This window comes from Aquimarina sp. BL5 (assembly GCF_003443675.1).
Taxonomy (GTDB): domain Bacteria; phylum Bacteroidota; class Bacteroidia; order Flavobacteriales; family Flavobacteriaceae; genus Aquimarina.
This window is the reverse complement of record NZ_CP031963.1, coordinates 3,414,953-3,430,948: the sequence shown is the minus strand read 5'-3', so window position 1 is coordinate 3,430,948 and position 15,996 is coordinate 3,414,953. Positions and strand designations below refer to the sequence as shown.

14 protein-coding genes are annotated in these 15,996 nt (G+C 28.3%); all 14 read left to right on the top strand.

The genetic code is table 11. The features are described from left to right. Position 1: 1 nt before the first annotated feature. The 14 genes from D1818_RS14395 to D1818_RS14335 all read left to right on the top strand — a co-directional run bounded on the left by D1818_RS14395 (position 2) and on the right by D1818_RS14335 (position 15,755). Positions 2-1,141, top strand: a complete 1,140-nt coding sequence (locus D1818_RS14395; protein WP_118459699.1) for an FAD-binding protein — start codon at positions 2-4, stop codon at positions 1,139-1,141. Between the two features lie 96 nt (positions 1,142-1,237). Next, positions 1,238-1,375, top strand: coding sequence for a hypothetical protein (locus D1818_RS25370; RefSeq protein ID WP_158596974.1), 138 nt, complete (start codon positions 1,238-1,240; stop codon positions 1,373-1,375). Between the two features lie 2 nt (positions 1,376-1,377). After that, a complete protein-coding gene (locus D1818_RS14390) occupies positions 1,378-2,469 on the top strand; it encodes a polysaccharide pyruvyl transferase family protein (protein WP_118459698.1) in 1,092 nt (363 codons plus the stop codon). 47 nt (positions 2,470-2,516) lie between these two features. Then, positions 2,517-3,662, top strand: a complete 1,146-nt coding sequence (locus tag D1818_RS14385; RefSeq protein ID WP_147406162.1) for a hypothetical protein — start codon at positions 2,517-2,519, stop codon at positions 3,660-3,662. Beyond that, complete coding sequence (locus D1818_RS14380) at positions 3,659-4,708, top strand: glycosyltransferase family 4 protein (protein WP_118459696.1); 1,050 nt, start codon at positions 3,659-3,661, stop codon at positions 4,706-4,708. Before D1818_RS14385 ends, D1818_RS14380 begins: the two co-directional genes overlap by 4 nt. Further along, entirely contained in the window at positions 4,692-5,939 is a 1,248-nt protein-coding gene (locus D1818_RS14375) for an O-antigen ligase (protein ID WP_118459695.1), read from the top strand. The genes D1818_RS14380 and D1818_RS14375 overlap by 17 nt, the downstream gene beginning before the upstream one ends. Positions 5,940-5,954: 15 nt before the next feature. After that, positions 5,955-6,701, top strand: a complete 747-nt coding sequence (locus D1818_RS14370; protein WP_118459694.1) for a WecB/TagA/CpsF family glycosyltransferase — start codon at positions 5,955-5,957, stop codon at positions 6,699-6,701. A gap of 40 nt (positions 6,702-6,741) precedes the next feature. Beyond that, positions 6,742-8,088: an exopolysaccharide biosynthesis polyprenyl glycosylphosphotransferase gene (locus D1818_RS14365; RefSeq protein WP_118463754.1), complete on the top strand. Its 1,347-nt coding sequence runs from the start codon at positions 6,742-6,744 to the stop codon at positions 8,086-8,088. 460 nt (positions 8,089-8,548) lie between these two features. Further along, positions 8,549-9,682, top strand: coding sequence for a dTDP-4-amino-4,6-dideoxygalactose transaminase (gene rffA / locus D1818_RS14360; RefSeq protein ID WP_118459693.1), 1,134 nt, complete (start codon positions 8,549-8,551; stop codon positions 9,680-9,682). Next, positions 9,666-10,835 (top strand): TDP-N-acetylfucosamine:lipid II N-acetylfucosaminyltransferase, encoded by a 1,170-nt coding sequence (locus tag D1818_RS14355; RefSeq protein ID WP_118459692.1) that lies wholly within the window; start codon positions 9,666-9,668, stop codon positions 10,833-10,835. The genes rffA and D1818_RS14355 overlap by 17 nt, the downstream gene beginning before the upstream one ends. Further along, positions 10,832-12,127, top strand: a complete 1,296-nt coding sequence (locus D1818_RS14350; protein WP_118459691.1) for an MOP flippase family protein — start codon at positions 10,832-10,834, stop codon at positions 12,125-12,127. The genes D1818_RS14355 and D1818_RS14350 overlap by 4 nt, the downstream gene beginning before the upstream one ends. A gap of 204 nt (positions 12,128-12,331) precedes the next feature. Continuing rightward, the gene (locus tag D1818_RS14345; protein ID WP_118459690.1) at positions 12,332-13,003 is read left to right on the top strand and encodes a class I SAM-dependent methyltransferase; all 672 of its coding nucleotides are present in this window, start codon (positions 12,332-12,334) and stop codon (positions 13,001-13,003) included. Between the two features lie 285 nt (positions 13,004-13,288). Next, positions 13,289-14,461 carry a glycosyltransferase family 4 protein gene (locus tag D1818_RS14340; protein WP_118459689.1) on the top strand — a complete coding sequence of 391 codons (1,173 nt, stop codon included), beginning with the start codon at positions 13,289-13,291 and terminating at the stop codon, positions 14,459-14,461. A 97-nt stretch (positions 14,462-14,558) separates the two neighbouring features. Then, entirely contained in the window at positions 14,559-15,755 is a 1,197-nt protein-coding gene (locus D1818_RS14335) for a hypothetical protein (RefSeq protein WP_118459688.1), read from the top strand. Positions 15,756-15,996: the final 241 nt, after the last annotated feature.

The following is a 15,996-nucleotide window of genomic DNA, read 5'->3' as shown; positions in this document are numbered from 1 at the left end:
AATGAATTTACGAGAGAATTATTCGTTAAAGTCGTATAATACGTTTGGAGTAAACGTTGAATCTAAGAGCTTCTTTGAGTTTAAAGAAGTAAAAGAACTAGATTCTTTTTCAAAAGAGAAAATAAATGAATCTACCGATGTATTTATTTTAGGAGGAGGAAGTAATGTTCTTTTTAGAAAGAATTTTGAAGGCATAATTATTCATTCAATCAACGAAGATATACTTAAAATAAATGAAGATAAAGAAAACGTTTATTTAGAGGTCGGAGCTGGTCTAGAATGGGATAAGTTTGTGGCTTATTGCGTAGAAAACCAATATTATGGTATTGAAAACTTATCGTTGATTCCAGGTAATATCGGAGCAGCACCAGTACAAAATATAGGTGCCTATGGAACGGAAGTGAATGAAGTAATACACCAAGTAAAAGCATATGATATTATTAAGAAAGAAGAGGTCGTATTAACCAATCAACAATGCGAGTTTTCTTATAGAAACAGTATTTTTAAGAAGGATGCATTTAAAAAAACGGTTATTACATCCGTGGTATTTAAGTTATCCAAAATTGCTCCGTATAAGTTGAGAATAAGATCGTATAAAGGAATATATGTATTTAAATTATTCCAACATTTAATACAAATTTTTAAGGACTTCATAAAGGCTTTAAAAACATTGAAGATTAACTTCAAAAAGCGGGCTATTAGTATAGACTATAGAGTGTTGAGAAGTATTTTTGAAAATTTAGGTTTTATTTCTTTAAAAAATATTCGAAAAACAATCATTGCTAAAAGAAACTCAAAAATCCCTAGTCCGAGTGTTGTAGGAAATGTAGGTAGTTTTTTTAAGAACCCTATAGTGGATATAGAAAAAGCTAAATCCATTAAATCGGATTATCCTAACGCTGTAATTTACCCGTTAAATAAAAGTCAAGTAAAAATTTCTGCTGGATGGTTGATTAAGCAATGTGGTTGGCAAGGAAAAAATGACAAAAGTGTTGGTTTATATAAAGATCAGACATTAATAATTGTTAATTTCGGAGACGCCGAAGGCAACGAAATTTATGATTTTTCAGAAAAGATATATGCTTCAGTTTTTAAAAAGTTTAGCATCCAATTAGAAAGGGAAGTAGTAATAGTCAATTAAGTTTTTATCATTCTTTATAATGACTAAAAAAACAAATGGAAATCAGATAATTTATATCGAAAATTTAAGAACTATACTAAGATGAAAAATGATTTTATGGGTAAGTTGAATAGTTGGTCTAAATTAAAACCCGCACAAATAGATCATATTGAAATGAAGTTTTCTGGACCAGGCGTTCTAACGGAAACACTTATATTAGATTTGGATAAAGTAAATATATCACAAGCTCGATAATTATGAAAAACATACATACTATTACATTTCACCATGTGCTTAACTATGGAGCAGTGTTGCAAGCATATGCATTAGCAAAATTTTTAAAACAGGAAGGCTATGAAGTCGAAGTTTTGGATTACAGACCTTCTTACTTTATGTTTCAGACCTATCGGCCAGCAAAAGGACTTCTTAAAACGATAAATAAGGCTAAAAAGAACATTCGTTTTTATAAGTTTAGAAGAGATTTTTTACCACTATCAAAAAACACATTTTTTAGTGTGTTTAAGTTAAAAAAGAAATTTGCAAATAGTAATGATTATTTTATTTGCGGAAGTGATCAAGTTTGGAATGCTAATTTGACAAAAGATAAAATCGATAAAGGTTATTTTTTGGATTTCTTACCAAAGAAGGCCATAAAAATTTCTTACGCAGCTAGTATGGGAAATACTGGTTTCGATGCAAATCATACTGAAGCAAAAGAGGTTTTAAGCTCATTTCATAAAATCTTGGTAAGAGAGGACTTTGCTCAAAACGAAATTAACAAGATTTCTAATAATACGATTGATTCGAGTATTGTTGTAGATCCAACATTGCTATTAAATAATTATAATGAAATATTAGACTTCTCATTAGTTCCCAACGAACCCTACCTTGTTTCTTATCTTACGGAGAATAGTAAAGAAGTTAAAGAATATATTAGAAAAGTAGTAAAGATGACTGGATTACCCCTTATTAATCTTGGACATCATTATATAGAAGATGCTCAAAAGAACTATCTATATGAATCTCCATCAAAATGGCTTGGTGTATTCTCTAAAGCAACAATGGTGTGTACCAACTCTTTTCATGGAAATGCCTACTCACTTATCTTTAAAAGAAATTTTACTGTATTTAGCAGAAGCACGAAAAAAGAGCTTAATAGAAGGCAACTTACATTGTTAGAAAATTTAGGGCTAGAACATAGGTTTATTTATAAAATTGATGATCTTAAAGAGGAACATTTAAAGGACATTGATTATAATAAGGTAAACCCGAAATATGATACACTTGTAAATAAGTCTAAAAAATTATTGATAGATGCGATTGAAAATTTAGACAGTAAAGAAGTTTAATGCTGTTGTCGGATAAAACATATAGCTATATTGTTCAACTAATTTATTTGAGTTTTGCGTTTGATTCTTTACTTAAACTAGATATTGGTATAAGAATTCATTTAGGAATACTTTTGATTTTTATTTTGAATTTAGGTCATTTTGTTTTAAAAGGATGGCAAAGAAAAATTACATTGCTTCGTATTGATACTTGGTTAATTCTGTTTACTATTTATATCCTGGTAGCAGGACTAATAAAGGTAGGGACCAGTAGTTTGTTTATTTTCTTTTATTTTTTTTTAGCGCTTAATATCTATTTCTTTATCAGAAAACATTATGATTATTTTGAGTTAAAAATATTTATAAGATTTCAATGGATACTTATTATAACAGGTCTTTTGCAATTTCTGCTATATTTGATTTTTGGATATCAATTAAATTTTTTGGGAGTTGAGCATTATTCAGAATCAAGTTCGGTAGCATTAAGACTTAGAGGTTTCTTTGTAGAACCTAATTGGTACGCTATAGCCATAACGTTTAATACCTTTCTGCTTATAGGTAGAAATTTACCGAAGTTTGTAAAAAGTAGAACAATTTTATTTTGTTTTACATTACTAGTATTATTACTCAACGGAACCTTTGGAACATTAATCATTTTAGTAGGAACATATGGCTATAGATATCTTAAGAAAAATGTTTTAATTGCCACCTTTTTATTATTAATTGGATTAGTCGTTTTTAATGCAATGCTTAGTAAGAGAGCGGAAGTTAAAAAAGGCAGAAAAGGAATAGAACTTTTTAACTATTATTCAAGAACAGAACCATTAAAGAGGGTTTATAAATATATGAGTTCCAAACCGCTGGAAACAAAACTCTTTGGGGAAGGTTTAGGTTCATGGGGTACGAAGGCAATAGAAAATAGATTAAGTGTATTAGTTTATAATATAAACCCAAAATCAAGAGATGGAAGTGAACTGCCCGTGTTTATTTTTGAATTGGGTATTATAGGAACTCTTTTGTTTTTCTTAGATCTGTTAGTACTATATTTTAAAAATGGGAGAAAAGAATTTCATATACAAGGAGCATTGTTGTTATTTTTGGCATCATTCTTATTATACCCTATTTTTAAATTTTTTATGTATATGGTGTATTACTTTATTATTAGGCAAATGATATTGGAGAATAACAAGGAAAAGACTATTAATCTAGAATGAATAACAGGAAAAAGGAATTAGCGATTATTCATGTGGTTAATCATATGGATTACGGAGGATGTCAAAAGATTGTCTACAATATCATTAATGGTATTTATAACAACTTTAATGATATTTTTTTACTTTCAAGACCCGGCCATTATAGTGATATGATCAAAGTGATTGATAATGTTGAGTTCATTGATCGGTCAGAATTTAATTTCATTAAGATTATAAAGTTTCTTTTTCAACTCAAAAGAGAATATTCCAAAATCATTGTTCATACTCATAATAGAAACGACATACTTCTTAAGTTTTTTTTAAATAAAAAGCACGTTCATCTTCATACATTCCATAGTGCTTATCTTGACAAAAATTATATCTATAAATTCTTAAAACCACAGTATTCTTTTAGTATTTCTTCTACTGTCAAAAAGTACTTAGAAAAACATAATATTAAAAGTACTATAATTTATAATGGTATTGAGATTAAAGATGTCAAATATCGACGAGAGTTTAATTACACCAGTCCAAAACTATTATATGTTGGAAGGATTAGTAAAGAAAAAGGGCTACGGGAATTATTAGAAGCAGTATTATCAATGAATCTTAAACCATTCAAGAAATTTACTCTTGACATAATTGGTAATGGAGACTTAATCGATGATTATAAGGAATATGCAAAAAGAAATAGTAATAATAAAACCTCCTTAAATTTCTTGGGTTTCAAAAGCGATCCTTGGGAACGAATTAATGAGTATGATTTATTAGTGATCCCTTCTCATTTTGAAGGGTTTTGTTTGGTTGGAGCAGAGGCAGCTTCAATGGGAGTTCCAATAATTGCAAATGATATTTTAGCGTTGAGAGAGGTACTGGACTTTTTACCGAATGAATGCTTTTTTGATATAAAGAAAAATGACTCTGTCCAACAGACTATTGACTATGCATTAAATCACAGAGCACTAATTTGTGATCTTTCTAATAAAGGAATCGATAATGCTACAAGAAAGTTTAGCAATAAGAACATGATAAAACAATATTTAAAATTCTATGAATTCTTTAGATAAAACTTTAAATATACTTTTGCCATTAATACCGATTTCTCTATTGATATCACCTCCGGTTAATTCTATTTTGATTGGATTGGTCTTTGCTTTGAGTTTAGTTAAAGTTTATAAAGAAAGTGCTATAAGCTTGATTTCAGAAAATAAAATGTTGGCGTATATAGGCATATGCTATTGTGTTTTTCTGTTATTTCATATAATTGGATTGTTTTATACTGAGAATATGGGTGAGGCGTTGTCTCTAATTAAGAAAAGAGCGCCCTTGTTTATAATACCTATAATTTTTTATATAAACTATAAAAAAATAAACTATGAAAAGATTGGTACATATTTTACAAATGGAGTTACTATAGCTTGCCTTTTTACAAATTTTAATTCATTATATGATATTTATATAAACGAATATGGTATCGATGCCTTTTACACTATTTATATTAGATTTGTATATGAGGGATATATGTTTTACGGCATTCATCCTCCATATTTTGGTGTAATTATTAATATATCAATTGTTTTAATCTTTAAGGTTGTAATGATTGATCATAAGATTACAGTTCTAGAATTATTAAAGATATTCGTACTTGTCCTGAACTTATTTTTAGTTTCTAGTCAAATGTCGGTAGGTGTTTTTTTACTGATTACCATGATTTTCTTTATTTTGTCATTAAAGAAGTATCTAAAGATAATATACTTAAGGAGTTTCCTGGTTATTTCTATATTAGCTTTACTTCTAATTGTTATTAATGGTAAGTGGATTTCTGAAACAATTATAGAAAAACTAGAAATAACGAATAGGAGTAATATAGTGCATAGAGTAAATCATCTTTATAATAAAGGAGATTTGACAAGATACAGAAATTGGGAATCAGGAGCCCAAGTAATAAAAGAGAATCCATTTTTTGGAGTTGGTACTGGAGATGCAGTAGATGAGATGCAAATATTTAGAGATAAAAAAACTATGATCTACAAAAAAAGAATGAATTCTCATAATCAATATATAGAGGAAATGGTAAGATTTGGTTTTTTGGGAGGTGTTTTTTTTCTTATGCTTATTTTTTTGCTGTTATTTTATACATTTACAGACGTCGTAGGTTTCTCTATAATTTTGATATTTGTCTTTTCCCTGTTTACTGAATCAATTTTGAACAGACAGGTTGGTGTAGTGTTCTTTGCATTTTTTATAAGCTATTTAGTTTTTAGAAAACAATCAAACAGACTGGTTAATGAAATTTGATTTAAAGAAATATTTATGAACAAACTCTTTAGGTTTAATTTGCTAAATACTTTTGTAGATAATTTATCTATGAAGGATACTTTGCAAATTATAAAAACAACAATAAAAAACAAAAAACAATTACATCATACTGTTGTAAATGCCGGAAAAATTGTGGCGCTTCAAAAAGATTTAGAGCTTCGTAAAAGTGTAAATGAAGCAGATATTATCAATGCAGATGGACAGGCCGTAGTATGGGCAGCTAAGTTTTTAGGAAAACCAATTAAAGAGAGGGTTGCTGGAATCGATTTAATGGAAAACTTAGTTTTAGAAGCGTATAAGAATAACCATAAGGTTTTTTTCTTCGGAGCGAAAGAAGAAGTAGTTAAGAGAGTAGTGGAAATTTATACTCAAAAGTATTCATCAGATATTATCGCGGGATATAGGAATGGATATTTTGACAAAAACGAAGAAACTTCTATAGCTCAAGAAATAGCTGATAGTAAGGCTAATATATTATTTGTGGCTATTAGCTCACCCACAAAAGAGAATTTTTTGTATCACAATAAAGATGTTTTATCAAAGGTGAATTTTACAATGGGAGTTGGAGGAAGTTTTGATGTAGTAGCAGGATTAGTAAAAAGAGCACCTGTTTGGATGCAAAATATTGGATTAGAGTGGTTTTATAGGTTTGTTCAGGAACCAAAAAGAATGTGGAAAAGATATCTTGTTGGAAATTCAAAATTCATATTTTTGGTGTTTAAGGAAAAATTTACAAAGTAATCCAAATAATCAAAGATATTTCACACTTCTAATTAGACTAATGACATCAAAAAAAAGAGGCTATTCAATTTTTATTAAACCAATATTTTTATTGGTGGATTTAAGTATACTGAATATTCTTATTTTTTTGCTGAATATTAAATCCAATCCAACATTATTATTTCCTATTTACATTTCATTAAGTTGGATACTAGTGTCATTTGTTACTAGGTTTTATGATACAAAACGATTTGAGAAAGTAACTCAGACTTTAACATCTGTTATTCGACAGTTTCTGCTTTTTGCATTAGTGATATATGCTTTTATTGGTTTTTTTAAGCAGCCAGATATTAGTAGGTTAGGATTAGCGAAATACTTCTCTTTTTCTTTTCTTGTCATAACTTTTTTCAAATATTTGCTTCTATTTCTATTAAATAAATATAGAAAGAACTTCGGCGGTAATTTTAGAAGTGTAGTAGTCATAGGAGATAATAAAAAAACAAATCATTTAATTAAGATATTTGAGAATAGACAAGAGTTTGGATATAAGTTTCAAAAAAAGTTTTGTGTTCGAAATGATAATTTTGAAATTCAAAAATGTTTTGATTATATAGTAGAAAATGAAATAGATGAAATTTATTGTTCAATTGCAGAATTATCGAACAAACAACTTCGGGATGTTGTAAATTTTACTGATAATAATCTAAAAGTGCTCAAGTTTATTCCCGACAATAAGGATATTTTTACAAAAAAGTTAGTTTTTAATTATTATGGGTATGTTCCAGTGCTATCTTTTAGAGAGATACCATTGGATGATCCAATAAATAAATTTGTTAAGAGAAGTTTCGATATTGTATTAGCATTAGCAGTTATGGTTTTTATACTTTCATGGCTAACACCATTATTGTTCTTTTTAATGCAATTAGAATCTAAAGGTCCAGTGTTCTTTATGCAAAGAAGAAATGGTATAGATTATGGAGAGTTTTATTGCTATAAATATAGGTCAATGATTCCTAATACTACTGGCAATCAAACGATAAAAGGGGATGATAGAGTCACTAAGATTGGGAAATTTATAAGGAAAACTAGTATAGATGAATTACCACAATTTATAAATGTGCTAAAAGGCGATATGTCTGTTGTAGGCCCCAGGCCACATATGGTAAAGCATAACGAGGATTTTGCACGTAAGGTAGATAAATTCATGGTGCGTCATTTTGTAAAACCTGGGATATCTGGACTAGCTCAAGTTAGTGGCTTTAGAGGAGAAATTGAAACGGATAAAGACATAGTAAATCGAGTAAAATATGATATTTTTTACATAGAAAATTGGTCTCTTCTTTTAGATATTAAAATCATATTTTTAACAATACTGAATGCTATAAAAGGTGAAGAAAAGGCATATTAATTTCTTTTTTGATTCTCTTCAAAAGTAAATCTAATAATCATTTTTTCTCATAACTATAAAAATAACCAATCTATTAGCTCAATTCTTGAACATAAGCTACTTTAGTAAATATTCATTCAAAAGAGATCTTAAGATATTTTAAGTATTTTTGCTGTCTTTATTTAACAGCTATTTTCTATATTGTTTTAAGCATAGAGAATGACAAATAATTATTGACCTATTGGAATAAACAGGTTAAATATTATAAATATGGAGTATAAAAAACCAAAAGTAATTGCAGAGATAGGTTGCAATCATTCAAGATGTGGAAATCGAAAACCGAACTCCCGGAAAATTAATTTTTTATAAAAATAATAATCCTGTATTTGTTTGTGGTGTAGGACTAATACAAATAAATAAGGCTTATTATGACAATTCTAAGGAGGATGTTTTTCCATTAAAAATTTAGAGTGAGGTTCGTATGAAAATACCATTTAATAGACCTTTTCTTACAGGAAAAGAAACTAAATATATAGAGGATGCTATCAGTTTAGGTAAAATCTCTGGTAATGGGGTTTTTACAAAAAAATGTCAATTTTTTTTTGAAAATCGCTACGGATTTAAGAAAACATTACTAACTACCTCCTGTACAGATGCGTTAGAGATGGCGGCAATTCTGCTTAATATCGAGCAAGGAGACGAAGTAATTGTGCCATCCTATACATTTGTCTCCTCTGCGCTTGCTTTTGCGCGACAGGGAGCCAAAATAATATTTGCAGATAGTAGAAAAGATCATCCAGGCATTGATGAAAACACAATTGAAAGTCTTATTACTACAAGAACTAAAGCAATCGTTGTAGTTCATTATGCTGGAATAGCCTGTGATATGGATATTATATTAGATGTTGCAAAAAAGAACAATATTTATGTTGTTGAAGACGCAGCTCAAGCAATAGATTCTTTTTACAAAGGAAAACCTCTTGGCAGTATAGGTGATTTGGGCACTTTTTCTTTTCATGAAACCAAAAATGTTATTTCTGGAGAAGGTGGGATGTTGGCTATTAACAATGAAAAATTTATTGATCGAGCAGAGATTATTTGGGAAAAAGGAACGAATAGATCTGCGTTTTTTAAAGGAGAAGTTGATAAATATGGATGGGTAGATACAGGGTCTTCTTTTTTACCATCAGAAACTATTGCTGCTTTCCTGTTTGCTCAGTTAGAAAACTTAAATGCTATTCAAGAAAAAAGAATAGAAAACTGGAAACAGTATTATGAAGGTTTATCTATTTTAAAAGACAAAATAAGATTACCTATTATTCCTTTTTTTGCAACAAATAATGCGCACATGTTTTATGTAGTTGCGCGTTCCGAAGAGGAAAGAAATTCACTGATAAAATATTTAAAAAATAAAGGGATACATAGTGTTTTTCATTATTTAAGTCTTCATAAAAGTCCATATTATTTGAAAAATAATACAGAAAGTTATGAACTACCAAGGTCCGATCATTATACAGATTGTCTAGTACGATTACCAATGTTTTATGAATTAAAAAGTTCGGAGATAAAAACAATTATAAATGAGGTAGTTACGTTTTATGAAAACAGAATATAAAATCCTTCATATTGCACCAGATGAAAAATTTATAAAAAGTGCAAATTGGCAATTTGAAAAAGTATTTCCTGGTCAAAATAGTTTTATTATATTTTTGGGTGATAGAGCAAAGGAATCGAACTATGTAGAACCTTCCGAAAATGTTGAAATTGTTAAGTTGTGGCAACTTAATTTCTCAAACTTTATATTAAAAGTTAAAAAATATGATCTGGTAGTAATGCACGGTCTCAATTTTTTTCAAAGTAAAGTTATAGTAAACCTTGGAAATTCGATTAAATTTCTTTGGCTTTTTTGGGGAGGAGAGATCTATGATAATCCTAAGGCTTTTAAAGATTTAGTTATAGGTAAAGAATCACAAAAAAAATTCTTAAAAGTTTCTTTTAAGGATCGAATTAAAAATAATTTTAGGCCAATTTATTATTCCATTTTTAAGAATAGTATACTTCCAGAAAATTTAATTTTAAAAGCAGCTAAGAAAGTAGATAATATTGGGATTTTACATAAAGAAGATTTTGATTTTTTAAAAAAGAGTAATGTCATTCATAAAAATACAAATCATATAAAGATGACCTATTATCCTCTGGAATTTATTTTTAAAGAAAATAAAGATATTCTTGTAAAAGGAGAGCATATTTTGTTAGGCAACTCGGCGTCAATAACAAATAACCATATAGAATCATTTGAATACTTATCAAAATTAGATATTACTGATCATAAGATAATTGCTCCTCTTAATTATGGGAATAAGGAGTATGGAAAAAAAATTGCGAATTTAGGAAAAGCTCAATTCAAAGATAATTTTGAAGCATTACTAGATTTTATGCCTTTAGAAGATTACAATAAATTAGTTCGAAAATGTGGTTTTGTTATCATGAACCATTACCGACAACAAGCAGTAGGTAATATTCTAGCAATGCTATGGATGGGAGCAAAAGTTTTTTTGGATGAGCAAAATTCATTTTATAATTATCTTAAGCGCATCGGAATTCATGTTTTTTCTATTCCTAAGGATTTAATTCCAGAGAATAAAACAGTATTCAATAAATTGACACCAGATGAGGTATCTACTAATCGGATGATTTTATCGAATGAAATTGGAATTGAGACGCTACAAAAAGAATTAAAAGAGCAGATTAATACTATTCTTACATGAACTTAAAAGAACAAGCAGTTTCTGGTGTAAAGTGGACAACGTTAAATTCTCTAACACTTGCACTATGTTCATTACTTAAAATATCTATTCTTGCGCGTTTTTTGGAAAAAGAAGATTTTGGATTGATGGCTTTAATAATGTTCGTAATGGGATTTTTGAACTTGTTTATGGATATGGGATTGTCTTCTGCAATACTTTATAAACAAGACATAAAGAAAAAAGAATACTCAAGTCTGTATTGGATAAATATTGTTTTTAGTATGTTTCTTTTCATTACTATTTATTTAATAAGTCCTTTTATCGGAAGTTTTTATAACAACCCAGAATTAGTAGGTTTGGTAAGATTAATGGGGATTAGTCTTATATTATCTAGCCTTGGAAAACAATTTAAAACAATTCTTGAAAAAGAATTTCGGTTTAAAAGTATTGCATTGATTGAAATTGTTTCTGCAGTTTTATCCCTAATTATTGCTGTGATTTTGGCTTGGCATAATTATGGAATCTATGCGCTTATTTTATCTTCGTTATTTCAATATTTTTTAATTAATATGCTGTTTTTAATTATTGGATTAAGAAATTATGGATTATTATTACACTTTGTTTTTTTAGAAACCAAACCATTTTTAAAAATAGGTTTATTCGAAGTAGGAGGACAAATTATAAATTATTTTAACCGAGATTTAGATATTTTGATAATAGGGAAGTTTTTTGGTTCTGAATTACTTGGAGGATATAGTTTGGCAAAACAATTGGTTTATAGACCGGCACAAGTACTTAATCCTATTTTCACCAAAGTAGCTAGTCCAATTCTAGCAAAAATGCAAAACGATGTAAAAGTCCTAAAAACGAGTTATCTAAAACTTTTAAATATAGTATCAACTATTAATGTTCCTATTTATGCCTGTTTATTAATTTTTGCACCTATCGCAGTAGCTATTTTATATGGAGAAGATTACGAGAATATCATTTATTTGGTTCGGGTGCTTTCTGTTTATATGATTTTCCGTGCATTTGGTAATCCTGTTGGAAGCCTTCTGATAGCAACGGGAAGAACAGATATAGGTTTTTATTGGAATTTGGCAAACTTCTTAATTATGCCTTTGATAATCTTTATAGGTGTTCAGTTTTCATTAGAGACAGTAACAATATTAATTACATTGTCCATGATAGTCTTATTTATACCAAGCTGGTATTTTCTGGTATATAAACTCACAAATACTTCTTTGCAAGAATATGTAAAATCTTTGATCCCTAATTTCAGGATAAAAGAAATTAGAGGTTATTTTAAATGATATCTTATCAGTATTCTTAGAACCCAATAGGTCTTGATAAAGAACATTTTGAAAATACAATCTATAGAAGTATCAGCTTAATCTTGGTACAAATTTATACCTTGATTTACATCAATTAAATGTATTGTTTAATTATGTCCAAAGAAAATTAAAACAAGGAATATATTTAATAAATTTACGGACTTAAAAACTTAATTCATTTTAATGAAAAATATTTTCAAACCAATATTAAGATTAATCTATGAAAAGATGTTTCTGCCGATAGCATCAAAAGCAATGCGAAGAATGTCTAGAAATATTCCAAAAACGGATTTAGGTTCAAAACATCTTGCTAATGCTAAACTTCTTGAAAATCGTGAAGAACTTTTGAAAAGAATTCCGGAAAATGGTGTTGTAGCAGAACTTGGAGTTGATGAAGGAGGTTTTTCGAATCTAATATTAAACATAAGCAAACCAAAAAAATTACATCTCATAGATTTTTGGGGTAGCAAACGATATAATCAAACTAAGAGAAATAAAGTAGAACAAAGATTTGAAAAAGAAATTAATGAAGGTTTAGTTGAAATAAATTTAGGCTTATCTACTGAAGTTGCAGATAGTTTTAAAGAGAATTATTTTGACTGGATATATATAGATACCGCACATTCATATGATGTAACAAGGGATGAACTCGAGTTGTATAGAACAAAAGTAAAGGACAATGGAATAATTTCTGGGCATGATTATATTTTAGGGAATTGGAATGGAATGATTAGGTATGGTGTTATAGAAGCGGTTCATGAATTTTGTTTGAAATATAATTGGGAAATAATATATATTACTACCGAATTGACCAATATGCCTAGTTTTGCAATTCGAAAAATTGGAGCTAAGTAATTATAGTTCGTAAATCGAGGAATGCAGAGAGTATTTACTAATTTTTTAATAACTATTTTATAAATATCTCCTACCTGTGCTATATTATTACTGAGTTTTTTGGATGTTTATTATATCTGATCTATTGTACAAAAATTAATAATATTGGTTATAGTTGGTTTAAAAAGATGACCTTTTGGTCTTTTTTTTATTTTAAAATTTACAATAAAAAAATCTGATTTCATTTTGTACTTGACTTGATATTAAAAATGATCTTAAAAAAAGGATTTTCAAAATATATTTCTATTGAAGATACTAATCGTAAATACACTTTACTACCCGCATAAAATTGGAGGCGCGGAAATTTCCGTTCAATCAATAGCTGAGGGTTTACAAAAAAAGGGAATTGAAGTAGCTGTCTTGACACTTGGAGAGCGTAATGAGGATCTGGTAAGTAATAATGTTCCAATATATCGCCTTACATTAGAAAATACATTCTGGCCATTTGATCAGATAGAGCGTTCTAAAATCGATAAGTTAAAATGGCATATTAGTGACGTATATAATAGTAAGTACAATAAAAGGATACATGAAATCATTAATGTGTTTAACCCCACTATTATACATACAAATAATTTGACGGGATTTTCTGTTGCGATTTGGGACGTAGCAAAAGAGAGGGGTATTAAGGTCGTACATACTTTAAGAGATTATTATTTACAATGCCCTAAAACTAATAAATTTAAAAAAGGGAGTGCATGCTCTACGCAATGTTTGGAGTGTAAACTTTTATCAAAAAAGAAGAAAAATGTTTCTCAAAAAATTGATATAGTAACAGGAATTAGTAATTCAATTTTGCAGAGTCACATAGATCAAGGCTATTTTAAGAATGCTTTAAAAAAAGTAGTTTATAATGGATTTAACATTGAAAAAAAATCATTTAAAAGAACAAATTTTGATGAAAATAGTTTTTTGAATTTTGGATTTATAGGACAAATCAATCAATCAAAAGGTATTGAAGTTTTGATGAAAAGCCTTGTTGAATTTTCTAATTATAATAATTGGAAACTTTATGTGGCTGGAAGAATAGAACCATATTATCAGGAATATTTATTATCATTTTTTCCTAAAGATAGAGTAGAGTTTCTAGGATATATAGATCAAGATGTTTTTTTTAAAAAAATAAATGTATTAATTGTTCCTTCTATATGGGAAGAACCATTCGGAAGAGTTGTTGTTGAGGGACTATTACGTAAAGTAGTTGTATTAGGAAGTAAAAGAGGAGGAATAAAAGAGATATTAGAAGGTAATGAAGAATTCTTGTTTAATCCATTAAGTGAAGAACCAAGAAAACTATTAGAATTGATTATAATTAATCCAAAAAAATTAAACTTGTTTAATTTTGATATCAATTTGATTGAAAGGTTTTCTTTAGAAAATGTAATTAAACATTATCATAACTTCTATAAAATTAAATAACGGGTTATTCTTTTACTTTTTATATTAATGATTTAAAAAAACATATTTATTCTTAGCGTATATTGCGATCTATATTAAATAAAAAGATGATAGATTAGTGAAGGTTAGTTTTAATCTAGAAGGTTTTACTTTTTACTTGGTGCTCTTTATGGGTGTCTTTAATTCAGTTTTTAGATATTATCTTTTAGACACTCCATTTTTTCCTATAGTTTATGTACCTCAACTTTTGATGGTGCTTGTGATTAGTATTCATTTTATTTCTTTTTTGACTCAAGTTAAAATTAAAAGAACATTCTTTATTATTTTATGGATGCTCCTACTGGCATTAATTTGTGGTGTTATTTATACAAATACAATTCTTCAGGTATTTATGGGGATTTATATTTTGGTCCCCTTATTTTATGGTTTTGTTATGTATTCCTTTTTTGAGAGAATATTAAGTGATAAACACTTTTATACCGTTATATTGATTATTGGAATTATTGGTGTATTAGTAAATATAGTTTATGTTTTTCCCTGGGAAGGCTTTCATTATGAGGTTTATGGAAAAGAAATTGAAGGGAATCGACTTTGGACAACGTTGGGTAAAAGAAGGCTTTCAGGATTAGGACGATCTTCTTTCGAGACAGCTGGATATGTTCTTTTTCTAGCAATTATATATGTATTAAAAAAATCTAGAATTACTGTTGTTTGGATACTGGTAGGAGCAGCAATTTATTTTACAGATACCAAAGGAATTATACTTACATATTTGATCATTTCTTTATTGATAGTATTTTGGGAGCATATTTCACTTGGATCAAAAAAAATTGGATTGATTGTTATATTACTGATTAATTTTGTGCTGCCATTACTTTCTTGGACATTTTCTATAGATGATATAGCAAGTGTTAATTTTTTGAGATCTTTTGAAATGAGACTTCAAGATGTTTGGCCTGATGCTTATAAGTTGATTTTGGAATCTGGTAACCTTATTACTGGTAGAGGAATAGGTGGTATTGGAGTACCTCAAAATATTTTTGAATCAGAAAAATCTAATCCAGCAGATAACTTGTTTGTATATTTAGTTGCGATTTTTGGTCTTGGAGCTTTCATAATTTATGCTTTTTTAATGAGAGGTATTTACAAAAAGCAGATTACGAATATACCTGTAGACAAACTATTTTATATACTTTCGATATATGTGTTTGTTTATGGTATTACTACAAATATTATCGAATTACCAGTAATGAGTATCTGTTTAGGTTTAGTTTTTAGATATTGGATGGATAATAAAAATTATGAAGCTAAATAAGTACAAATATTTATTAGGATTAGATTCAGAATTCCATTTGAATAACGTATTCATAATATGTTCTTATCTATTATCTGTATTTCCTATATTAACTTTCGGTTTTAGAACGATAATGATTGTTGTTTGGACTTTTTTTGGAATTGTGACATTTTTTAAAAATCGTGGTTTTCAAGTTAAGTTCGATAAATACAATAAATTAATAATAGTTTTTTTAACAACATCATTTGTATTGTTGATTTTT